14 protein-coding genes and 1 pseudogene are annotated in these 24,523 nt (G+C 45.8%); 7 read left to right on the top strand and 8 right to left on the bottom strand.

The features are described from left to right. The first annotated feature begins 199 nt into the window (after positions 1 to 199). The gene (locus tag RGE70_RS02400; RefSeq protein ID WP_310469961.1) at positions 200 to 826 is read left to right on the top strand and encodes a pseudouridine synthase; all 627 of its coding nucleotides are present in this window, start codon (positions 200 to 202) and stop codon (positions 824 to 826) included. On the opposite strand, the gene RGE70_RS02395 is transcribed toward RGE70_RS02400, so the two are convergent. Continuing rightward, complete coding sequence (locus tag RGE70_RS02395) at positions 815 to 3,340, bottom strand: sensor domain-containing protein (protein WP_310469960.1); 2,526 nt, start codon at positions 3,338 to 3,340, stop codon at positions 815 to 817. The genes RGE70_RS02400 and RGE70_RS02395 overlap by 12 nt on opposite strands. 293 nt (positions 3,341 to 3,633) lie before the next feature. Between RGE70_RS02395 and RGE70_RS02390 the strand changes: the two genes are divergently transcribed. Beyond that, positions 3,634 to 4,743, top strand: a complete 1,110-nt coding sequence (locus RGE70_RS02390; RefSeq protein WP_310469959.1) for a PQQ-dependent sugar dehydrogenase — start codon at positions 3,634 to 3,636, stop codon at positions 4,741 to 4,743. Between the two features lie 131 nt (positions 4,744 to 4,874). Here the strand turns inward: RGE70_RS02390 and RGE70_RS02385 are convergent, their stop codons facing one another. The 3 genes from RGE70_RS02385 to prfB form a co-directional block, all read right to left on the bottom strand. Then, positions 4,875 to 6,857: a multiheme c-type cytochrome gene (locus tag RGE70_RS02385; protein WP_310469958.1), complete on the bottom strand. Its 1,983-nt coding sequence runs from the start codon at positions 6,855 to 6,857 to the stop codon at positions 4,875 to 4,877. Positions 6,858 to 7,346: 489 nt separating this feature from the next. Then, positions 7,347 to 8,852: a lysine--tRNA ligase gene (gene lysS, locus RGE70_RS02380; RefSeq protein ID WP_310469957.1), complete on the bottom strand. Its 1,506-nt coding sequence runs from the start codon at positions 8,850 to 8,852 to the stop codon at positions 7,347 to 7,349. Positions 8,853 to 8,864: 12 nt separating this feature from the next. Next, a protein-coding gene (gene prfB, locus RGE70_RS02375; RefSeq protein ID WP_310469956.1) for a peptide chain release factor 2 occupies positions 8,865 to 9,963 on the bottom strand; the annotation gives its coding sequence in 2 pieces (ribosomal slippage) (positions 8,865 to 9,887 and positions 9,889 to 9,963; 1,098 coding nt in all). A gap of 380 nt (positions 9,964 to 10,343) precedes the next feature. Between prfB and RGE70_RS02370 the strand changes: the two genes are divergently transcribed. Then, positions 10,344 to 11,336 (top strand): ion channel, encoded by a 993-nt coding sequence (locus tag RGE70_RS02370; protein ID WP_375087889.1) that lies wholly within the window; start codon positions 10,344 to 10,346, stop codon positions 11,334 to 11,336. 1,320 nt (positions 11,337 to 12,656) lie between these two features. Next, complete coding sequence (fdhF, locus tag RGE70_RS02365) at positions 12,657 to 16,931, top strand: formate dehydrogenase subunit alpha (protein ID WP_310469954.1); 4,275 nt, start codon at positions 12,657 to 12,659, stop codon at positions 16,929 to 16,931. Positions 16,932 to 17,028: 97 nt separating this feature from the next. Here the strand turns inward: fdhF and chrA are convergent. The 3 genes and pseudogenes from chrA to ohrR form a co-directional block, all read right to left on the bottom strand. Further along, positions 17,029 to 18,239 (bottom strand): annotated as a pseudogene (chrA, locus tag RGE70_RS02360) (chromate efflux transporter). Positions 18,240 to 18,329: 90 nt separating this feature from the next. Further along, complete coding sequence (locus tag RGE70_RS02355; RefSeq protein ID WP_310469953.1) at positions 18,330 to 19,505, bottom strand: glycerol-3-phosphate dehydrogenase/oxidase; 1,176 nt, start codon at positions 19,503 to 19,505, stop codon at positions 18,330 to 18,332. Positions 19,506 to 19,624: 119 nt separating this feature from the next. Beyond that, complete coding sequence (gene ohrR, locus RGE70_RS02350; protein WP_310469952.1) at positions 19,625 to 20,074, bottom strand: transcriptional regulator OhrR; 450 nt, start codon at positions 20,072 to 20,074, stop codon at positions 19,625 to 19,627. 113 nt (positions 20,075 to 20,187) lie between these two features. On the opposite strand from ohrR, the gene ohr reads away from it, so the two are divergent. From ohr to RGE70_RS02335, 3 genes are all read left to right on the top strand, one after another. Next, on the top strand, positions 20,188 to 20,610 hold the full coding sequence (ohr, locus tag RGE70_RS02345) for an organic hydroperoxide reductase Ohr (protein ID WP_310469951.1): 423 nt from the start codon (positions 20,188 to 20,190) through the stop codon (positions 20,608 to 20,610). A gap of 326 nt (positions 20,611 to 20,936) precedes the next feature. After that, entirely contained in the window at positions 20,937 to 22,370 is a 1,434-nt protein-coding gene (locus tag RGE70_RS02340; protein WP_310469950.1) for a cytochrome C biosynthesis protein, read from the top strand. Positions 22,371 to 22,511: 141 nt separating this feature from the next. Next, the gene (locus RGE70_RS02335) at positions 22,512 to 22,703 is read left to right on the top strand and encodes a cytoplasmic protein (protein ID WP_310469949.1); all 192 of its coding nucleotides are present in this window, start codon (positions 22,512 to 22,514) and stop codon (positions 22,701 to 22,703) included. A gap of 81 nt (positions 22,704 to 22,784) precedes the next feature. Here RGE70_RS02335 and ahpF read toward each other — a convergent pair whose 3' ends face one another. Next, the gene (ahpF, locus tag RGE70_RS02330; RefSeq protein WP_310469948.1) at positions 22,785 to 24,347 is read right to left on the bottom strand and encodes an alkyl hydroperoxide reductase subunit F; all 1,563 of its coding nucleotides are present in this window, start codon (positions 24,345 to 24,347) and stop codon (positions 22,785 to 22,787) included. Positions 24,348 to 24,523 lie beyond the last annotated feature (176 nt).

Raw genomic sequence — 24,523 nt, 5'->3', positions numbered from 1 at the left:
GTACAAATGACCCGCTATGGCTAACATCGCTTATGTCTGTTGCACTGAGGTATGTTTGCTTACTTATAACGATAACGGTCGCAAACAATAGTGATGTTACCGCCAAAGCAGCTCCAATTAACATTGCCATGCGCATTGAACACAGTTTCAGTATAATCACCTCAAAATGAAGGTTTGTTACCCACTAAGAGCAGGATAAATGCCCGCAAGTAATCTAGATAGCACCGAAAATAATCTCACTGCCACAGCCAATCAGCACTTTAAAATATTTAAGCCTTACGGTTATTTAAGCCAGTTTGTACCTGAAACCCGTAAAAGCAAAAAGTTGCTGGGTGAGTTATTTAGTTTTCCAGACAAAACTATGGCAATAGGCCGCTTAGATCATGACTCTGAAGGCTTATTACTACTCACCACCGACGGTATGATGAGCCATTTAATCCGCAGTAAAAAAGTTGAAAAAGAGTATTACGTACAGCTCGATGGCGACATCACAGCCGAAGCGGTATTGGCGCTGCAAAATGGGGTTGAAATTGGGATCAATGGTGAAAAGTATCAGACCTTACCTTGTAAAGCTTTTAAGCTCGAACAAGAGCCGCTGCTTCCGCTTAGGGGACGTAAGATCCGCGATCCCAGACATGGACCAACAAGCTGGGTATCGATTACTTTATGCGAAGGCAAAAATCGCCAGATCAGAAAAATGACAGCTGCAGTCGGCTTTGCCACATTAAGGTTAGTTCGAGTACGGATTGGCAACATCAATATCGAATCAATGCAAGCGGGTGATGTCACGCCCTTAGCCGACTTTAGCGCGGTACTAAGCCAATGACGGAGCAACGGCCTGCTTTATAAAAAACTCATCGAACTCTGAGGCAGCCTTTGGCTTACTGTACAAATAGCCTTGGGCTTCATCGCAACCATGAGTCGCTAAAAAATATGCCTGCCCTGCCGTTTCAACACCTTCGGCGATGACTTTTAAATTAAGCGAATGTCCTAATGCAATAACCGCTTTAGCAATGGCGGTGTTGTTAGCGTCAATGGGAATATCCCTCACAAAGCTTTGGTCTATTTTAAGCTTATTGATCGGTAATTTTTTCAGGTAATTCAATGATGAATAACCGGTACCAAAGTCATCTATCGACAGTGTGATCCCCATGTCGCTAAGCTTAACCAGATCCCGGGCAACCGCCTGAGTGTCAAACATCATGCAACTTTCTGTCACTTCCAATTCTAAGCGATGAGCCGGCAAACCTGTCAGCTCCAGAATGTCGGCGACTTCGGTAACAAAGCTACGTCGTTGCAGTTGTGGGCTGGCCACGTTAACGGCAATACGCACAAAGTCTTTCCCTTCACTGAGCCACTTAACCCCTTGCTCACAAGCTTGTTGCAACACCCAACGCCCAATTTCTTGGATAACGCCAATTTTCTCTGCGACCGGAATAAATACTGCCGGCGAGATCAAACCTAACACTGGATCGTTCCAACGTAATAAAGCTTCAAACCCACTGAGATTTTGGCTGTGGCAATCTACTTTTGGTTGATACTCCAAATAAAATGATTCTTGTTTTACAGCATCATGTAGTGCACTTTGTAATTTTAAGTGCTCCATCGACTCATAAGTTAATGATTGGGTATAAAAAGCATAATCATTGCGGCCATTACATTTGGCTCGGTGCATTGCGGCATCTGCATTAACCAGTAACGTACTAGAATCGAGACCATCGTCCGGGTAAATAGCCACCCCTATACTGCCTGTTAAACGGATCGGTGCGCAGCCTTCAGCTATAAATGGAGTCTCAAACGCTTGTTGTAATTGGCTTATCCGCAGTGACAGCATTTCACTGCTAGCGATATTAGGTAAGATTACGGCAAACTCATCGCCGCTCAGTCGTGCAACAGAGGCAAAATCACATAGCGTATCGCGAAAGCGGTTAGCTAGCTCCACGAGTACTTTATCTCCGGAAATATAACCAAAACTCTCATTGACTTGTTTAAACAGATCAACGTCAATATAAACCACTGCTAACTGACCTTCATTATAGCTTGTCAGCTGGATCTCTTGCTCTAAACGAGAGGTGATCGACATTCGGTTGGGTAACTTAGTTAGCGGATCGTGGAAGGCCAAACTCGCTAATTCGGCTTCATTTTTTTTCTGGGTCGATAAATCAGCAAATACAGCCACAAAGTAGCGGATCTTCCGTTGATCACCGTAAACTGCAATGATGGTTAATTGCTGAGGAAAAATAGCACCGCTTTTTCGGCGGTTCCAAATCTCGCCTTGCCACTTACCTACGCTAAGCAGCTTTTGCCACATATTGGTAAAAAAGGCTTTTTCATGGCGACCAGAATTAAATACCCTAGGGTTTTTCCCTAGCACTTCGCTTTTTTCATAGCCGGTAATGTCACTAAATGCGCCATGCGCATCTATAATGGTGCCATCAACATCAGTGATAACAATGCCTTCAACAGAATTTTTAAACACCTGCGCAGCGAGTTCTAATTGATCTTGAGCCGCTTTTAAAGAAGATATATTGCGCGATATAGCAACAATACCGTCGAAATCTCCCTCATCGTTCACGAGTGAAACTTTACGTGTTTCTATCCAAGGGCCCATGTTTAAGCCTTGCAGCTCATCTGCAGTAACTTTAACCCCACGGGCAATGGACTCTTTATCACTATCTGAAAACTGCTTCGCCAGTTCAGGGGGAAATAATTCTTTATCGGTGCTATCAAGGATCTGCTTGCGATCCAAGCCCCAAGCTAACTCCGTACTTTGGTTAACCGCACTGTAGCGCCCGTGTCGATCTTTTATCCACACATACTCGTCCATCGAGTCAATAAACTGCTGCAGGCTCACTTTGGGTTTTGGATTTGTTTCGTGCTCAATACATTGATGATATTCACGGGAAAGACGGATTAAGTCGCGCTCAATACTACTGACACATTGCTGAAACAGAATCGTTAATTGCGCGTGATTTAAAGCGCTATTCCCACCCCCTTTAAGCAAGCAGATGTAACCAAAAAGTGTCTTCGAAGGCCAATAGATAGGTAGCTCACAATAAAGCCCTGCAGGAGCGTTATTGTCATCGCGATGGCAACCGACAAACACTGATGGATTGGCAGAGTCAGCCAGATCTAAGTAATGATTTGCAGGGGCGTACAACTGACAAAGCTTTGTTAAGCTGTCGTCACCAACGCCCTGGGCTGCACAAACTTCTAACTGCGAATATTGGTTAACTTTTAATAAGCCAACCCCAGAGCCTGAAATGGTGGCGAGCACATCAATAGCGGCCTGCCATAAAGCTTGCTGAGCAGCAGTAATTTCGACTTCTAACACTACCATCTCGCTCTCCACTTTATCAAGGCAACCTCATACACATTAAACCTAAGCTATTTATTCATAATATCCTGCAAAAGCAGGCATTTACAAACAATAACACTCAATTAACTTACGAATAAGTCAATAACTCCAACCGAGTTCACACTTCAGTCTCCTAGTGCAAACTCGCAGTATGTCACTCTAATCATTACCGCCAAAAATCAACCTGAATTGAGTAAAAAATCACCCCGTATTTGTAAACGATTGTGTCATTTTTAGGCTGTAACTCGTATGATTACCATACGCTAGCCACAAGGATGAAGCCCGTGTTCAAGCCACTCACTATTGTCACCAGTATGCTCTTTACTTCCATGCTCAACGCTACCAGCCTCCCCATCGACAGCATCCGTTTACCGCCAGGATTTAGTATCGACATCTACGCAGACAACGTCCCCAATGCCAGACAAATGGCTCTGGGTGACAATGGCACCGTGTTTGTCGGCAGTCGCAAAGCCGGTAAAGTACATGCACTGATTGACAGCAACAATGATGGTCATGCAAATAACATGATTGAAGTCGCCAGCGATCTGTTTTTACCGTCAGGCATCGCTTTTCATCAAGGTGACTTATTCGTGGCGGAGGTTGACAAAATTTGGCGTTACCCCAACATTGAAGCTACGCTGCCAGCGATCCCACAACCGCAATTAGTGTTTGATAAACTGCCGAATAAATCTCACCATGGCTGGAAATTTATTGCATTTGGCCCCGGCGGAAAACTGTATATTCCCGTTGGGGCACCTTGTAATGTGTGTGAAAGTGACCTGCCATTTGCCAGCATATTAGCACTCGATATAAAAACCAAAGCCACCAGCATTATTGCTAAAGGCGCGCGCAATAGTGTGGGATTTGACTTTCACCCCGTCACCGGCGAGCTGTGGTTTACCGATAATGGCCGCGACATGATGGGCGATGATTTACCCGACGATGAGCTTAACCATGTCAGCCAAGCGGGCCAGCACTTTGGGTTTCCTTACGTACATAATGCCGACATTATTGACCCCGAGTTTGGCCACAAAGCCAGTCACATTCATAACCGAGCTCCGGCACTTAATTTAGGCGCTCACGTGGCGGCACTGGGAATGGAGTTTTACCAAGGACAGCAGTTTCCAGCGCAGTATCAAGGCAGCATTTTTATTGCTCAACACGGCTCTTGGAACCGCAGCAGTAAGGTGGGATATCGCATTATGCAGGTAACTTTGGACGGTAATAAGGTCAGTGAGTATAAACCGTTTGCTACCGGTTGGTTGCAAGGGCAAACAAGCTGGGGCCGCCCAGTAGCGGTACTCACCATGCCTGATGGCGCATTGCTGGTGTCGGACGATGCAGCCAATGCCATTTACCGCATTAGCTACCAACAGCCGCAATAAGCCTTTGTTGTAACACGCGCATAAAAAAGGGCCGCTATAACAATAGCGACCCTTTTGATTAATCCATAACCGTCATTTTATGGCAACAATGACTGCAATAGTCGTGTTAATGCAAGTACCAAGACTTAGTATTAACGCTCGAAGTTATGGAATAAATCGATATCAAATGAACGACCAGTATCGTGACACGTTACACACGCTTCAGCAGTACCGTTTTCAAACCAAGCTGTTTCAGCATCAGTTGCAACGTTTAGCTCGCCACCATTTTGTTCCATATGGTTTTGCGCTGACGCGTCATTATGACAAGCAAAACAGTTAGCCATAATCGGGCTAGTCATTACACCATCAACACCACCATTATATGCTTTTGACAGCATATATTGATTAGGGATGTCGGCTAGGCTAACGCCATCAGCATGACAAGACACACAGTTATCGCCTTTTAAGCTTGCCGCTGAGTTAGCAATGTTATTGCCGTCTTCATCCGTTTTATGGCCAGAAAGCGTATTACCGTTACCCCAATGCATGCTGTGAACTAATGGTCCAAAGCCAGGTGCAGATAACGCGCCTTTACGGTCTTGACCATTGTTATGACAAGCAACACAATCTAAGCCGCCTTCACCGTAGCTACCACTTTTATGGTAGTTAGTGTCGTTGTTGTGACAAGTAGTACAGCTAGCTGCGTCGATAGTATGACGACGTCCCCAATCCTGCACTTTCTCAAAGTTTACTGGATCAACAACGCTACTGTAGCCAGTGAACGATACACCAAACTCATTATCGTTATCTTCCCAGTTAGTATCAGCAATGGTGATACGTGAGCTAGCTGATAGATTTGCCAGCTCATAGCCTTCGGTTAATTCACCGTAACAAACTGAACGAGAGCCATCGGCATTTTCAATGTAACCTTCAGAACCATGACCAATAACGCGGGCAACAATTGATTCATTGTGGTAGTTGTTGATGTAAGCACCACCATAAACCACTTCACCAGCCTCATACATTTCACCAATGTTTAACTGCACAGGGGTTTCACCTGAGTTATCAAACAAGGCAATATCAACACAGTAACCTGAAGTCCAAGCAACATCTTTATGGTCGATCCACTCGTCCATAGTAGCGTTAAAGTAAGGAGCACTAGTCGTAGTACTGTGATTAGCACGAATCGTTTCACGCTCACCTAAACCAATATTAGCTGAGTTGAAATGGAACTCGCGTGCGTCAAATCCGTCATCCGCGAGGATAGTCGCAATTTCAGCACTGTCTGTAGCGTGACAGTCAGAACAACCATTACCAGTAATGTCAGTATTCATCACAGGCTCGGCGTGACAGGTATAACAGTTAGCTGGTGTAAAATCTTTTTCAAAGTTTTGGTGATTGATATGACCAATTTTTTGTAGAGTGTTTTTAGCGTAACCACCTGTGTTTAAAGAGTTACCATCTTCATCAACATCTCGGGCTACGTTGTTATGACACACCATACAACCGCCAACGAAATCAACTTCGCCGTTAGTATTTAATGCAACATAACCTGAATGCTTAATATCTGACTTAGCATAATCAACGTGACATGAGTAACATGTTTCAGTAGTGGTAGTATGTGTGTTTTCAGGCTTATCAATAATGATATACGGTGAATCAGCAATATCACCACCACCGACTTGCAAACGAATCAAGCCTTCAGTGTCCGCTTGTACCGCCGCCATAGGGGCAACTAACGTGTACTGACCATCTTCAACTTCAGTAATGGTTGCGCCTTCCGTTGGTGAATCACCACCAAAAGTAGCATTACCGCCAACACTGCCATCACGGCTACGTTGAATACCGTTTTCAGTCATGGCTGCAAGGTAAATTGCAGCTTCTTCTAAACCGGTGATTGCCGCGCCATCTTCATTAGTTAAGTTAAATTCAACTGTCACTTGGCCTTCTTCAACCATATGTGCAATGTATTCAACATTGGTCACTTCGGAAACACTGGTTACTGGCGCAGCAGGGCTGGTACCCGGTAGACCCGGCTCGCCGTCTTCGCCATCTTTACCATCGCTGCCACAGCCTGCTATCCCCATAGCTGCTGCGATAACAAATGCTAACTTGCACTTTGTTAAATTTTTCATCATCACTCCAAATTATTTTTATACTTATTTTTGATTAAGCATTATTTTAAATACTACTTTATAGGTAATATTCACTTTTCAATATAGCTCTTTGCAAAAAATGAAATAGTGATAATGGTCACAGCCGATTGTAAAGGCATGTGTGCAACTGATGTTTATGTTAAAAGCTTGAACCTTGCCCATTAATCATCAAACACAAAACAACCAAGCCTCGCGTGCAACATCGGCAAATAACTATTTTTTTAAGTTTTATTTTATAGGGTTAGCTAAGTAATCTGTGTTTAAAAAAATACGTAGGATTGGTTTTTAGAAGAGATAAGTAAGGCCTAGTTAGGGTTCTACAGCGTAATATAAAAACCCGACAAGCAGGCATTTAACAGACACAAAAAAAGCAGCTAAGCTAACGCTTAACTGCTTTCTAACTAACCTAGGCCTTTAGCAATTAATCTCTGGGCTAGTTACCCATGACTACCGCTTTATGGCTAGCAATTAACCCTGTTGTGGGCGCATCGCTGGGAACAAAATCACGTCACGAATAGTATGCGTGTTAGTAAATAGCATTGCCAAACGGTCAATACCAATACCTTGGCCTGCAGTTGGTGGTAAACCGTGCTCTAGTGCGCGAATGTAGTCAGCGTCGTAGAACATCGCTTCGTCATCACCTGCATCTTTAGCATCAACTTGTGCTTTAAAACGACTGTCTTGATCTTCAGCATCGTTAAGCTCAGAGAAACCATTGGCAACTTCACGGCCGCAAATGAAGAACTCAAAACGGTCAGTGATGAAATGGTTGTCGTCGTTACGACGTGCCAGTGGAGAAATGTCCGCTGGGTAACCGGTAATAAACGTTGGTTGCATCAACTGTGGCTCAGCTGTTTCACCAAAGATCTCTTCAAGTAGTTGGCCACAAGTCCAAAACTTCTCGATAGTCATACCAAGGCTCTTAGCCAAGTCACGCATAAACTCAATGTCTTTAACTTCTTCGTAAGTCATAGACTGAATCAAGGCGTTGTCTGGGTTGTACTGTTTAATCGCATCTAGCATGCTCAAGCGTGCGTATGGGCCGCCCAAATCAACAGTGTTTTCGCCGTATGGCAGTTGCGTTGAACCACAAAGCTCAATCGCCATAGACTGTAACAACTCTTCGGTAAGATCCATTAGCACGTTGTAATCAGCGTAAGCCATGTAGAATTCCATCATAGTGAATTCTGGGTTATGACGCGGAGACAAGCCTTCGTTACGGAAGCTACGGTTGATTTCGAATACACGCTCAAAACCACCAACCACTAAACGCTTAAGGTATAGCTCAGGTGCAATACGCAGGTACATCGCCATATCAAGTGCGTTATGGTGAGTTTCAAACGGACGCGCACTTGCGCCACCTGGAATGCTGTGCATCATTGGCGTTTCAACTTCCATGAACTCTTTTTTGATCATGAAGTTACGGATAGCGCCAATCACTTTAGAACGCATAACAAAAGCATTACGCGACTCTTCGTTAACGATTAAGTCAACGTAACGCTGGCGGTAACGTGTTTCTTGATCTGACAAACCGTGGAACTTTTCAGGCAATGGACGCAGTGCTTTGGTCAGCAACTGGTATTGTTCCATGTTCACGTATAAGTCGCCTTTACCAGAAAGGTGCAGCTTACCTGTCACCCCGATAATGTCGCCAATATCTAAACCATGAAAGTTAGCTTTAAGATCTTTTTGAACATCTTTACCTGCATAGGCTTGAATGCGACCTGATACATCTTGGATCACCAAGAAAGGACCACGCTTTGCCATTACACGACCAGCAATTGAACGCTGGATATCCATGCCTTCAAGCTCTTCTTTAGTGAAGTGACCGTATTGCGCTTGAACATCAGCAGCCTTGTGTTTACGATCGAAGTTGTTCGGGTGACCGTTTGCAGGGCAGTTCGCGCGAATGTGATCTAACTTGGCACGGCGTTCCGCAATTAACTTGTTTTCATCTTGTGTTTGTTCAGTCATCTTCTTCTCTCGTTAAAGGCCAGATTTAAGGCTAGCTTCTATAAACTTGTCCAGATCGCCATCTAAAACGCTCTGAGTATTTCGGTTTTCAACACCGGTACGTAAATCTTTAATACGTGCATCATCGAGCACGTATGACCGGATTTGGCTACCCCAACCGATATCAGACTTAGCTTCTTCGGCGGCTTGCTTATCCGCGTTCTGTCTGAGCATTTCTAACTCATACAGTTTCGCTTTTAATTGTTTCATCGCAGCGTCACGGTTCTTATGTTGCGAACGATCATTTTGACATTGCACGACGGTGTTTGTTGGCACGTGAGTAATACGAATTGCAGATTCAGTCTTGTTCACATGCTGCCCACCTGCACCCGAGGCGCGGTAGGTATCGATTCTAAGATCCGACGGATTAATATCAATCTCAATCGAGTCATCCAGCTCAGGGTACACAAACACTGAACAAAATGAAGTATGGCGCTTACCTGACGAATCAAACGGTGACTTACGCACCAAACGGTGAACACCAGTTTCAGTCCGCAATGAGCCAAAGGCATATTCACCCGTAAACTTAATGGTTGCGCCTTTAATACCGGCCACATCACCATCTGTCACTTCAATCAATTCAGGCTTATAGTCGTGAGCATCGCCCCAACGTAAGAACATACGCAGCACCATATTGGCCCAATCCTGCGCTTCGGTTCCGCCTGAACCAGACTGAATGTCTAAGTAACAATTTGATATATCATGTGGGCCCGAGAACATGCGGCGGAATTCGAGTTCCTCTAACCGTTTCTCAAGACCTTGTAACTCAGCACTGGCATCATTGAAGGTATCTTCATCTTCTTCTTCAATGGCAAGCTCTAGCAAACCCTCAATGTCTTCAAGGCCTGTGTCCATATCGTCGATAGTTTTTACTATCGCTTCAAGTGACGCACGCTCTTTACCTAATGCTTGGGCATTTTCTGGATTATTCCAAACTTCCGCACTCTCAAGCTCTCGGCTAACTTCCTCTAGACGCTCACTCTTAGCATCGTAGTCAAAGATACCCCCGAAGAAGGTCGGTACGGTCAGCGAGCTCCTTGATTTTGAATTTAACTGGATTTACTTCAAACATGATTGGTCTACTTTTAATAAGTTTACTGACAATGCATAACCACAGGCATAACCCGCGCAGCCGTCTAAATGATATACAGATCGAATAACCCAGCATTTTAACCCATGCATGGGGTGAAACCTAGCCACAAAGCTGTTCAAAACAGCAATTTTATTCAACTATGCGGCTTTAACGACTAAAAAATCACTTTTTGCTGTAATCCTAGGCCCACAATCTACCATTAAACGCTCTAAAAGCAGCTCAACAAAAAATCATTCTCAACTGCAATATCAAATCAGCGGTAGATAGTTTATGGCAAAGCACAGCATAAAAATCAAGCTCAGCAGAACAACAACTTCTATACTCAAAAAACCATTATGCACAAAGGCGCTAAACCGTTAATGCCGCATTCACCCAATACCGCGCAAACATGCCGCTACCATGAAGGCCACAGCCATACCTGCCACGAGCCCGCTGGCGATTCCGGTTTATGTTACTGGCACGACCCCAAAATAATTAAAAATAACCCCGAAGACATTCAACGACTTGAACAATATGCGCGGCGTGGCGGCCAGTTAAGAGGTATTAGCTTAAACCACGCAAAACTGGCAGGTGTCGACCTTGTGCGTCACCACAAAAAACAGGGGTACGACCTCAGCCATGCCGAACTCTACCGAGCCGACTTAAGCGGCGCTCACCTGTTTAATATAAATTTCAGTCATGCCAGTTTGATGAAAGCCAACCTACGTGACGCCAACCTGCATTGCGCCAACCTTATCGACTGCAACTTACTAGGCGTTAAGTGGACGGAATCAAAAATAGAAAACATGTTGACTGGCAACGTTTTACGGCAAGAAAAGCTCGCAATAATGGCCGAAAAACAAGGTAATATCGACACCGCCATGGACTACTTTGAGCAAGCCGAAGAGATCTATCGCGACCTGCGAAAAGCCGCCGAGCGAGAGGGATTATTTGCCATATCGGGCGACTACATTCGTAAAGAGCTCACCATGCGCCGCCACCAAATGCCAAAACGCTGTCTAAAGCGTTTAACCTCTAAAGCCATTGACCTATTTTGTGGCTATGGCGAAGCACCATTACGCGTTATTGGTTTTTCATTGGCGCTAATATTATTCAGTGCCATTTTGTATTTTTTTACCGGGCTAAACTTTAGCGGCGAGCTACATCAATTTAATTTAAACCATAGCTTTACCGACAATATCATTGTGTTTTTAAACTGTATTTACTATTCCGTTGTTACCTTTACCACACTCGGCTATGGCGACTTTACTCCCGTAGGAATAGCCCGTGCCATCGCCGCATTTGAAGCTTTTACTGGCAGTTTTACAATTGCGTTATTTGTGGTGGTGTTTGTGAAGAAGATGACTCGTTAAGGGAGGGAGCAGCCCAGAAGGAGCTATTGAAGGTAACTTTCGATAATTAGTTTACCCCCCACAATGGTGGTTCCAATTGCCTGCGGCAGGCGTATGTGTAGCAGCGCCAGTGACACGCTGCAAGTCCATCCATGAGAGCTCGGCCATGAGAGCTCAACCATGGAAGCTCGGGCATAACCTCCATGTTATGGACGGTCACGGCCGCAGCTGCACAGGGTAAGAAAAGCGGAACTTTTAGCAGTTGAGTTTTTATTTAGAGCATCAAAACGTAACGATTAATTCAGGCTTGCAGAAAACACCACTTCCCCTCGGAATCTTTCGCTTTTCAGAAAATTTCGTCGGGGCGCTGCGGGATTTCCAAAAGGGGGACAAGCGCTTTCCCCCTTTTTGGTCGGGTGTGGGCGAAGCGCCACGACTTTGATTTTGATTTGGACTTTGACTTTGATTGTTTACTTGGAAGCTAAATTACAAAAAATAGCACCTAGGTTACAATTGCCTGCGGCAGTATATGTGCAGATACTGCTGAGGCACGCTGTTCGTCATCCATGACCGCTCTGCGGTTTCATCCTTGAAACCAAAGGCCTCGACCGCATCTACACTGGGTTAGAAAAGCCGAACTTTTAGCATTTGAGTTTTTTTAGAGCATCAAACGTAACGATTAATTCAGGCTTGCAGAAAACACCAACTTCCCCTCGGGATCTTTCGCTTCTCAGAAAATTTCGTCGGGGCGCTGCGGGATTTCCAAAAGGGGGACAAGCGCTTTCCCCCTTTTTGATCGGGTGTGGGCGAAGCGCCACGACTTTGACTTTGATTGTTTACTTGGAAGCTAAATTACAAAAAATAGCACCTAGGTTCCAATTACCTGCGGCAGCTATATGTGCAGCAGCGCCAGTGACACGCTGTTCGTCATCCATGACTGCTCTGCGGTTTCATCCTTGAAACCAAAGGCCTCAACCGCATCTAAGCTGGGTTAGAAATGCGCAAACTTTGGCATTGGAGCGCTCAATTAAAAGCTCCATTACTTGAATATGGGCAAAAGGCGTATGGGCAAATACCCTATTGAAACACAAACGCTACCCACCTCACATTAACGAACAACCCCAACCTAGCTAGCGCACACTTCTATTAGCATTTGTGAAACAACCGACATTTCGAGCAGAAACCTGAGCTGCAATTTCGGCGTCAAATGACACAAGGGTATACTCAAAAAAATCAATTTCGCCGAGTCCATACTCAGAGTGCACACCTCCGACCAGCTAAGCCTAAACGCTTTAACTTGTTGCCGTTTTTGTGACACTAAAATAACTAAAGGCCCTTGCGATGAAACAAATACGCATTGATGGCAAAACCCTAACTGCCAATCAACATGACACCCTACTCGATGCAGCGTTAACTGCCGACATCGCGATCCCGAATTTATGTAAAAGTGCTGCAGGCTCTTTAGTCATCAACACCAAGCAACATTGTAATTTATGCCATGTTGAGCTTAAAAATGCTGACGGCGAATGCCATTCAGTGCGAGCCTGCGACACTAAAATCGCCGATATTGACTCACAAAACATTGAGGTCATTACTCAGTCGGCGGCGCTAAGCAAACAGCGTAAAGCAGCGTTAAATACAATATTGTCGGATCACTTTGCTGATTGCGAAGCCCCCTGCCAAACCGCCTGTCCAGCCGGCGTTGATGTGCAGTCTTACCTGTTCCATATCAGCCAAGGTAATCACACCGAAGCGGTAAAAGTGATTAAGCAAACCTTGCCGCTACCGCTGTCTATTGGCCGTGTTTGCCCAGCGTTTTGCGAGTCAGAATGTCGCCGTGGTCTAGTTGACGAACCCGTGGCGATTCGCCAATTAAAACGCCATGCTGCGGACCTTGACCTTGAAGGTGAAACGCCCTACGTTCCAGCTAAAAAGCCCGCGACACATAAAAAAGTGGCCATTATAGGTAGTGGTCCTGCAGGAGTGTCTGCTGGTTATTACCTGTCAAATAATGGTCATGACGTCACTATTTTTGAGTCAATGCCGCAAGCCGGTGGGTGGCTAAGATACGGGATCCCCGAGTACCGTTTACCCAAAGCGATCCTTGATAAAGAGATCGCGCTATTATGTGAAAACGGACTCGATATACAAACCAATACCAAACTGGGTAGAGATATTCACTTAAATGGTTTGTTAAGCGATTTTGACGCCGTCTGCTTAGCCATTGGCGCACAAAAAGCCGTTCCAATGAACTACCCAGGTATTGAACTTGACGGCTGCTTTTTAGGTGTTGATTACCTAAAAGATTACTGCACAGATAAAACCTATATCACAGGTAAAAAAGTCGCAGTTATTGGCGGTGGTAATACCGCTATCGATTGTGCCCGAACTGCCAAGCGCGATGGTGCCGATGTCACCTTAATTTATCGCCGCACCCGCGATGCGATGCCTGCTGAGCCATTTGAGATCCACGAAGCAGAACAAGAGGGCGTTAAGTTTCACTTTTTAACTAACCCCATTGAAAACCACAGCGATGCTGCCGGCCGTGTCAACCAAGTGACCTTTGAAAGAATGGCGCTTGGTGAGCCCGACGCCTCTGGTCGCCGTTCACCTAAACCAACAGGTGAAACCTTTATTGAAGCGTTTGATACCGTGATCCCAGCGGTTTCGCAAACCCCTGACATGGAATTTTTGAACCACCCAGACAGCCAATTATCAACTGGCGCTGTAGCGCTTACGCGCTGGAATACCTTTGAAGGCTGTGAACACACCATGTCTGCAGGGTTATCTGCCGGACTTGATAAACTGTTTGTAATTGGTGACTCTCGTACTGGCCCAGCTACGGCTGTTGCCGCCGTTGCCGATGGCCGCAAAGCTGCCGATGCCATTGAAAAACTACTAACACAAGGGCTAACTTGCGAACTTGAACCGCTGCAATTTAATGCTTCTAAAGCTAAAAAGACCAGTCAATTAGCCGCTGTTGGTAGCAACACGCTTTACCCTAATGTAGAACAACAACCGCGCAGTAAAATGCCAGAGCTCACCACGCTACAACGGGCACTTAACTTCAGCGAAGTTGAGCTAGGTTTTGCCCCAGATGAAGCCATGAAAGAGGCGGCACGCTGCCTTGAGTGTGCTTGTCAGGCAAATACCGACTGTAAACTGCGCGATTACGCTACCGAGTATAAAGTCAAACCCGCCGAGCTAAACACCGATAATGCGCAGCGCTTTAGTGTCGATACCAGCGCCCCGTTTATTACCTTTGATGCCAACCGCTGCATTAGCTGTGGTAGCTGTGTTGACACCTGCCAAGGTGCTAGTGGCCATAATGCGATCAGTTTTGGCAAAGACCATTACTCAGCGCAACCACAGGTAAACGCAACAGCAAAACGTAATGCACCACGCGTTGGCTTTAGCGCCAGCATGAGCGACAGCGATTGTGTGCAGTGTGGTAACTGTGTACAAGTTTGTCCAACCGGCGCATTGGTTGATGCACGCGATAAAACCCAAGGCTTAACTGCAGTTCAAAAACAGCCGCTGACTACGGTATCGAGCATTTGTACCTACTGTGGTATTGGTTGTCGTATTGAAATGCATGTCGATAAAGACAAAAATCAAATTCGCCATATTAGCGGCGATAAAAACTCGCCAGTTAACCAAGGTATGTTGTGTGTTAAAGGACGTTTTGGTTTTGACTTTGTTAACAGCGACAAGCGCTTAACCACACCACTGATCCGAAAAAACGGTGTGCTAACGCCAGCAAGTTGGGATGAAGCCATCACGCTAATTGGCGACAAATTTAATCACATTAAAGCGGCGTATGGCGCTAAATCCATTGCGGGTTTGTCATCGGCTAAAACCACTAACGAAGACAACTACGTTTTCCAAAAACTGTTCCGCAGCGTGATAGGCAATAACAATGTCGACCACTGTGCACGGTTGTGTCATGCCTCAACGGTAACCGCTCTACGCGAAAGTTTAGGCAGCGGCGCCATGAGTGGCGATATTCCGAGCATTAAAGATTCCGATCTTATCTTTATTCTGGGATCCGACACCGAAAATGCACACCCGATTATTGCATCGCACATCAAACAAGCCATCAGCCAACATGGCGCAAGGCTCATTGTTGCCGACCCTAAAAAGGTCTCTATTGCCGATAAAGCCCAGCTTTATGTGGCACAGCGACCCGGCACCGATGTAATGCTATTAAACGCCATTATGCAGCAGATCATTAAAAATGATTGGCATGACTTAGACTACATTCAACAACGTGTTGAAGGTTACAGCCAGCTGTTTGATGAGGTCATGAGCGACAATTACAACCCAGACAATGCTGCAGCCATTACTGGCGTAGCCGCAGCTGACATTATTGAGCTTGCTCGCCTGATTGGCACCGCTAACAAGACTGCGGTCTATTATGCCATGGGGATCACGCAGCATACCTCAGGTCACGACAACGTAACGGCGATTTCAAACTTGCAGCTATTGTGTGGCAACTTGGGCGTAAAAGGTGCGGGCATCAATCCGCTACGTGGCCAAAGTAATGTACAGGGCGCTTGTGATATGGCGGCGCTGCCTAATTACTTCCCGGGCTATCAGCAACTCGACGATCCCTTGGTTCAAATGCGCTTTAGAGAAGCGTGGGGCAAAGCAGACTTATCAGCAGAAACTGGCCTTGCAGCCACCGAAATGATGCATGCACTAACCCACGGCGAGCTAAAAGCCATGTACATTATGGGCGAAAACCCAGTGCTGAGCGATCCGGATCAAAAGCATGTTCTAACCGGTTTAAACTCAGCTGAATTTGTTGTGGTGCAAGATATCTTTTTAACCGAAACCGCCGCACTGGCTGACGTAGTCCTTCCAGCGGCAACCTCGGCAGAAAAGCTGGGCCACTTTACCAATACTGAGCGCCGAGTGCAGCAGTTACTACCGGCAGTGACCCCACCGGGGCAGGCAAAAAATGATTGGCAAATTATTCAACTCATTGCTAATCAAATGGGTGATAACTGGCAATATGAGTCTGAAAAACAGATCTGGCATGAAATAACTCAAGTTACGCCGCAGTACCGTGGAATTACTTGGGAGGTAATAGACAGCCAAACCATTAATGGTCGCCAAGGGATACAATGGCCTTGCCCAACAGAAGACCATCCTGGTACGCCAATATTACACAGCAAGCAGTTTACGCATGGCAAGGGTTATATGCGCCCAGTGCAATACAGACTGCCCGCTGAAATGCCGTGTGCACAATACCCGCTAACGCTATCAACTGGCCGATTGTTAGAACAGTTCCATACCGGCACGCTAACGCGTAAAACCCCTGGGCTTAATGAGCTGGGCGCGGCAAAAGTTATGATCTCGGTATTTGATGCTGAGCAGCTGCAAATTAATAATGGCGATATGATTAGGCTATCGACCCGCCGTGGTGAAATAGAAATGACCGCCTTTGTGACAAAAAGAGCACAAGCTGGAGTGATATTCTTACCGTTCCATTTTGCTGAGTCTGCCGCTAATAAGCTGACCAACAATGTGCTAGATCCGGTGGCTAAAATTCCAGAATTTAAAGTCTGCGCCGTAAAAGTAGAAAAAGTGCAGGCTACAGAGCCCGCCTAACGCCTTAACTATGCAATCAATCACCTTGAATAAGGCGCTTGATAGTAATTAACTAGCCGCAGCTAACCACTGCGGCTTTTTTGTAGCTAAGGTTTTGTTAACCAACAATAAGCGACAAAAGCGCGCCGGTTACCCCAAAACTTGCCACTAAAATAAACAGATTCGGCTTAAATATTTTAAACAGTGCAAAACCAAGTACCACCAGCGCCATATCTATTGAGGACAATACCGCATGGGTAAAAATAGGCTGATAAAACGCCGCTAACAATAAGCCCACCACACACGCATTCACCCCCGCGATCGCGGCGGTCACTTTAGGCTGGCTACTGATCATATGCCAACTTTTAAGCGCGACTAACATCAACAACAACCCCGGGAGAAATATCGCCAACGTTGCCACCAACGCGCCAATTAGCGGTTGGACTAACCAGACCTCAGCCCCAAGAAAGGCCGCAAGTGCAAACATCGGCCCGGGCACCGCCTGCGCCAAGGCGTAACCTGTTAAAAACTGGTCGTGGTTAATGGCATCGCCCACACTCGATTGCAACAAAGGCAGTACCACATGCCCGCCGCCAAACACCATGCTACCGACCTGATAAAACTGACTAAATAACTGAGTTAAGGTGTTTATGCCGACAGGCTCTGACATCCCAATGGCCACCAACGAAGCGGTAAGTAAGCCTGCAAACACACACAACCCAAAAAAGTTAACTGCAATGGGCTCTCGTTTGTGGCTAGAAATAGCCTGCTCTTGCTCGCGGCCATGCTGCTCAGTCGATTCTTCAGCCGTGTTCAAGTACAAGCGCCCCACCATGGCCGCTATAATAAGGAGTAAAAATTGCAGCGCCATTAATGGTTGTAGCAACATCACCACGCAGCTAAACACCATTAATAATTGGGCTGGTTTTCGTTGGCAAAATTGCTTAAACATGATTTGTATCGCATCGGCAACCACAACCACCGCGAGCAACTTAAAGCCGTGGATCACACCTTGAGCAAGCGGATAATTTAGCCATTGGCTGCTGGTTACCGCTAATAAAAATAGTAAAACAAATGAAGGAGACGTAAAACCAATAAACGCAGTAATCCCCCCAATAAACCGCCCCGGTGGTAACCAATCGCAAACCCTACCTGACTGGAACCTGGGCCGGGCAAAAACTGGCTTAACGCAACAAGGCTGGCATAATGTTTATCATCGAGCCATTGCAGCTCTTGCACAAAAACTTGTCTAAAGTAACCAATATGGGCAGCAGGCCCACCAAATGACACTAAACCCAACGCCAGAAAACGAATAAATATCTGTAACATGGCCTACTTCCTGTAGTAAATGTTGTTCAATGTTATAACACCAATAAGACGCTGCCATGTCAGCCTAACGGCAGTCGTTATTCCACTAGGTTAGTCGAGCCGTAGTTGATTAAAGTCGGCCCGTTTTATTCGACTGCCAAGCTGCGCTTCAAGCCAGCGGGTTGCGTCAACTGCAGTGGTGCGGTAAGTGGTTAACTTACCACCGTAAAGCGTGAGCAGGTGCGGGTGAGTAGGGCAAATTTGCTGCAAGGTGTCGCGCGGGCGATCAAATGCATTACCTTGCTGTTTAGGTAATACTCTAACGCCACAAAAGGTATCAAGAAGGCGTGACCGCAATGCGTCAACGCCACCTAAAACCGGAAAGTAATGGGCATAAATACCCAGTAAATAATCGACTTCCGCCGCCGTGGGGCTGGGCTGCTCCCCAAGGCTTTTGAGTACAACTTCGGTGGTGCCAATCAAAGTTTTACCTTGCCACGGCATAACAAAAATCACCCGCTGATCAACATGTGACTCTAGGTATAAAATGCCATCATTGTTGGCAATATCGAGCAATAAATGACTGCCCTGCACCCACTCAATGGGTACAGGCTCAATGGCGGGAGTCACGCATTCTAATACCTGATTAACCCAAGGCCCAGCAGCATTAACCACAGCTAGCGCCTTAACCGCATGCGGTTGACCTTGCTGTTGGTAGCGCACAATACAGTGCTGGGGTTGATGCTCTATTTGCGTGCAGCTGGCTTGTTCAACAATCTTAGCACCCAGACTGCGAGCGCTGTTAGCCACGGCTTTGGTCAGTAGTTGGTCGTCGGTTTGCGCATCCCAATATTGGTATAGCGCCTTTAACCCCTTAAGCTTAAGGCCTTTAATTTTGCTCCAATACACTGCCGGCACTGCGCGAAATTGCCCCAAAGTATCTCCCGCACTCAATAGGGCATACAAGCTTAACCCTGCTCTAATAGTGATGGCGCAGCGGCGACTATCGGCATAAACCGGTATATAAAACGGCACAGGCTTAACCAGCGAAGGAGCCAGTTTTAATAAGATACGGCGCTCGGCAAGTGACTGCTTAACTAACGACAACTGCCCTGTTTCAAGGTAACGTAACCCACCATGAATCAGCTTGCTGGAGTTTGCCGACGTTTGGCCAGCGACAACTCCTTTTTCCAATAACATAACGCTGTAACCCGCAGCAGCCGCGCATTGCGCAATACCAATGCCGTTAATACCGCCACCCACGATAACCAAATCCATCGTTGTCATGCTGCCCCCTTCGCCACACTGTGGCGCCGCCCTGTATATTGGTACTGCTTAGTGATACAGCTCAGCCATATTTAACTTAATGATAGTGACTAACGGCTAATGTTTAGTTTTAATTTTAATTACTTTGATTGCGAAAGGTCTGCGTAAATATCGTCGCAAAGCATTTTTAACTGCTGCAATTTTGCCGCCGAGCTACGCAATTGACACAGCATTTGCTCAGGCACTTTTTCCGCTTCCTGCTTTAGTGTTATTGCCGCCTCGGTGAGGTTAATCACTCGCACTCTTTCATCTAAATCACTGCGACCTCTCATTACTAAGCCTTTAGTTTCTAAACGTTTAAGCAGTGGCGTGAGCGTGCCTGAATCGAGGTGCAATGCAGCCCCAATATCTTTAACGTTAATACCATCATTTTGCCATAACACCATCATGGCTAAATATTGTGGGTAGGTTAGATCTAATCTTTCTAACAACGGCCTGTAGGCTCTAATCATTGCATTGGTGGCGCTATACAGCGAAAAGCACACCTGATTATCAAGACACAATAAGTCGGGGTTTTTCTCGTTAGACATGGTTGAAACCTTTTTAAACTTAATTGCGCACAATATACTTGCGTTAAACACAAATATCGAGTTAAACTTTAACGCAATTAGATTGCGCACAACTTAAATTAAAGGGATAACCGATGAAAGCTATTTACCAAACCACTGCAAACGCAACTGCCGGACGTAACGGTGTGGCAAAAACAGAAGATGGGCTACTGAACGTCAATCTTGGTTACCCAAAAGAGATGGGCGGTGCAGGTACAGCCACCAACCCTGAACAACTTTTTGCAGCCGGTTACGCTGCATGCTTTTCAAATGCTATTTTACATGTCGCCCGTGAAAAAAAGATTGCCATCAAAACAGCTCCTGTTAGTGCAACCATTGGTATAGGTGCTAACTCTGCAGGCGGATTTGCATTATCAGCAGCATTGGCGATTGAACTCGATTTACCACAAGAGGACGCTGTGGCGTTAGTTAATACGGCGCACCAAGTTTGCCCATATTCAAATGCAGTGCGTAACAACATTGACGTACAACTGACAGTAAATAACCTGCCACTATAACGGTAGCAACAATAGGGTCACTGGCGTATAGCTGGTGACCCTATTGTCATTACAAGCTATAGTCCGGTGTCATGCACCACCTCATTTTTACGCTGCAACTTAACTAGCAGTAACCTCCCCTCAAAAACAAACACTCTTCAGAACATTTTGCCCATCAAGGGTAGAAATATTAATCCAACAAAATAGTAGAAATTTGCAGCAGATCTCAGAAGTGATTGATTCGATAACCCGCCAACATATTTGACAGATTAATTTATTAATTTGTAGCCATTTTAGTACAGTGATAACAACTAAATTGATCCATGATTACTCCATAAGGAGTTCATATGACTCACTATATTTTACTCTTAGTTACCCTGGTGTTTTCCAGCTTTTCGCTGCCAACTCTTGCCACGCCAGCGTCTACTCCGCCCGTAACCAGCGCCACAGCAGGGCAACCCATTACGTGGCATTACACTAATGAACAAGGCGAGCTTAAAGTTAAGTTATACTTCTTTTGGTCTAAAACCTGCCCCCACTGTAAAGAAGCCCACCCGTTTATTGACAGCTTGCCAAAACGTTACCCTTGGATAGAGCTAGAAACCCACTTAATTACCGACCCAGGTACCATGGCAATTTGGCTAAACGTGGCCAAACAAACGGGTACAGAGGCGGGCACCGTGCCCTACTTTGCCAGCGGCAACAAAACGGTAATGGGTTACAGCAGCCAAGCAGTGACAGGTGAGTTTTTAGTGAGTCGATTAAAAGCCTACTACCGCTCTGTTGGAGGCACATTATCAGCCGACAATCACGATGATTACCCCACAAAAACTAGCGCTAAGCCCGGGGCATTTTTTGAAACCTGTAGCAAGTCAAGTAGCGCTGGTACCTGTGATATTGACCTTGGAAGCATCAGCACCACCACGTCAGATGTACAACCGGTTGAATTACCCTTAATTGGCATTGTGCACCCAGAGGAAATGTCGCTGCCGCTGCTAACCATAGTGCTAGCGGGTGTGGATGCCTTTAATCCCTGTGCCTTTTTTGTGTTGTTGTTTTTATTATCAATTATGGTTAACGCTAAAAGCCGCACTCGAATGCTGATAGTGGGCGGCATTTTTGTGTTCTTCTCCGGCCTGATTTACTTCATCTTTATGAGCGCTTGGTTAAACATTTTTCAACTGCTTGGCGCAGGCAGTGATGGCGGCTGGATTATTCTTGGTGCGGGAATACTGGCGCTATTGGCCGGAGCTGTAAATATTAAAGACTACTTCTTTACTAAAGGAGAGGTTACGTTGTCGATGTCAGCCGAAAACCGTACCGGGCTTATCAAGCGCATGGGTAAACTCACCAGTGCCAGTAGTATGACAGCAATGATTGCCGGCACCGTCGTGTTGTCTATTTTGGCAAATGCTTATGAGCTACTTTGTACAGCGGGCTTTCCGATGATTTACACCAGTGTACTTGCTATGCACGAGTTACCAACAATGGAGCGTTACCTGTATTTAGCGTTTTATAATGTGGTTTACGTGATCCCACTGGCAATGATTGTAATCGCCTTTAGCGTGTCACTGGGCAAACGTAAGTTAACAGAAAAAGAGGGGCAAACCTTAAAATTGATGTCGGGCATTATGATGGTTGGGCTCGGCGGTATGTTAGCTATTGACCCCACCGCATTGCAAAATGTGGTACTGGCGATTGGGTTAATTTTAAGCTCTATTACACTAACGTTTATTATCACGCTAGTCCGTAAAGCGATAGAAAAAAACAAAGCCAAATAAAAAACTTACATACATAAAACTCGGCGCAACAAAAGTAACAATAATGCAAAAATCGCACTAAAGTCATGCTCAGTTGCGCCGATACAGTACTCAATGCTCAGTCGTTAATACGCATAATTCAACCCAATGCCGAGGCAATTTATGTCTGTAACATTATCAACACCCAACCTAGAGCCTAATATGAGTCATGGCAGCGTTGGCGTAAAAGTGGCGCAAATGTCAAAAGACCAGCAAAAACTTGAGGGCGAAATAGCACTGAAGCTAATAGAGTCTGCTATGCCTGCACCGTTGCCGACGGGTAACGCTGGACATATTATTTGCACCAAAGCTTAAGCCATTACATAAAGGCTGCGATTTACAGCCATAAAAAAAGCCAGAATCAACTGGCTTTTTTTTTGCTTTAAAGCTAGACACTTAGGCAGCTTCTGACTCATCTACGTTATGACGAATGAGGTAATCAAACGCGCCAAGTGATGCTGTTGCGCCACTGCCCATGGCAATAATAATTTGTTTATAAGCTGAGTTGGTCACATCGCCCGCCGCAAATACACCTGCAACCGAGGTTTCGCCTTTAGCGTCGACAATAATTTCACCCCGCGCTGTCATATCGATTGTATCTGTTAGCCACTCTGAATTGGGCACTAAACCAATTTGTACAAAAATTCCGGCTAGCTCAACATGGTGGCTGTCGCCCGTGGCTCGATTGGTATAATTAAGGCCAGTTACTTTTTTGCCATCACCGGTGACTTCGGTCGTCATTGCTTGTGTGATGATCTCAATATTGGCCATCGATTTAGCTTTACGTTGCAACACCTCATCAGCCCGCAATGAGCTATCAAACTCAAGCACAGTGACATGTTCAACAATATTGGCTAAATCAATTGCGGCTTCAATCCCCGAGTTACCGCCGCCAATCACTGCGACTCGCTTACCTTTAAACAGTGGGCCGTCGCAATGTGGGCAATAAGCAACGCCGCTACCACGGTATTGCTGCTCACCGGGTACGTTCATTTCACGCCAGCGCGCCCCAGTTGCGAGTAGTATAGTTTTACTACGTAGCACTGCGCCGCTTTCAAGGCTTAATTCAAATAACTCACCAGATTTAAGGCTTAATGCGCGCTGATTATCCATAATATCAACGTCATATTCATGTACATGCGCTTCTAGGTTAGCCACCAATTTGGGCCCTTCAGTGGCTTTAACAGAGATAAAGTTTTCAATCCCGACGGTTTCGGCAACTTGCCCACCAAACTTGTCTGCCACAATACCGGTGCGTAGCCCTTTGCGCGCTGCATAAACTGCGGCCGATGCGCCAGCAGGCCCACCCCCAACTACGAGTACATCAAAGGCTTCCTTTTCATTAAGTTGCTCGGCTTTTCTGCCCGCTGCGTTAACGTCGAGTTTATTAAGAATTTCAACGGTACTGATCGCGCCCATAGAGAACTGCTCACCATTGAGGTACACCGACGGCACAGCCATAACATTACGCTCATTCACCTCATCTTGGAATAATGAGCCATCTATCATCACGTTAGTAATATTAGGATTAATTGCCGCCATCATATTAATGGCTTGCACGACTTCTGGGCAGGTTTGGCAGCTCAGTGAAACATAGGTTTCGAAACGGTATTGACCCGGTAACTGACGAATTTGCTCTATCACCTCAGCGTCGAGCTTAATTGGGTGGCCACCACTGTGCAGCAATGCCAATACTAGTGAGGTAAATTCATGCCCCATTGGTAAACCTGCAAAGGTAATGTTACTCGCCAATTGCGGATTAATTACCGACATTGACGGGGTACGCTCACCACGGGTTTCGACAACCGAAATAAGTGCTGATAAACCATTAATGTCGGCAGCAAGCGATTTTAGCTCTTGCGACTTGGCGCTGTCATCTGCAGACACAACAAGCTCAACTGGGTGTTTGAGATTCTGCAAATAAGTATTCAGTTGATTCTTTACGTTGCTATCTAACATGGTGACTCCTAATTTTTCAAAGCGTTACGCATCAAAAAAGCACTCTGTCATAGAGGCTATTGCTACAAAAATAAATAGTGATGATAAAAAGAAAATGTAACGGCACGCTTGTTTGTAAAAAATGGTCAGCGTGGATTCTGGGAGCCAGCGCCGACCAAGGTGTAGTAATACAGATG

It is taken from the genome of Shewanella youngdeokensis, assembly GCF_033180165.1.
Taxonomy (GTDB): Bacteria; Pseudomonadota; Gammaproteobacteria; order Enterobacterales; family Shewanellaceae; genus Shewanella; species Shewanella youngdeokensis.
Note: the sequence above shows the minus strand (reverse complement) of the source record. Positions and strands in the feature narration are given on the sequence as shown.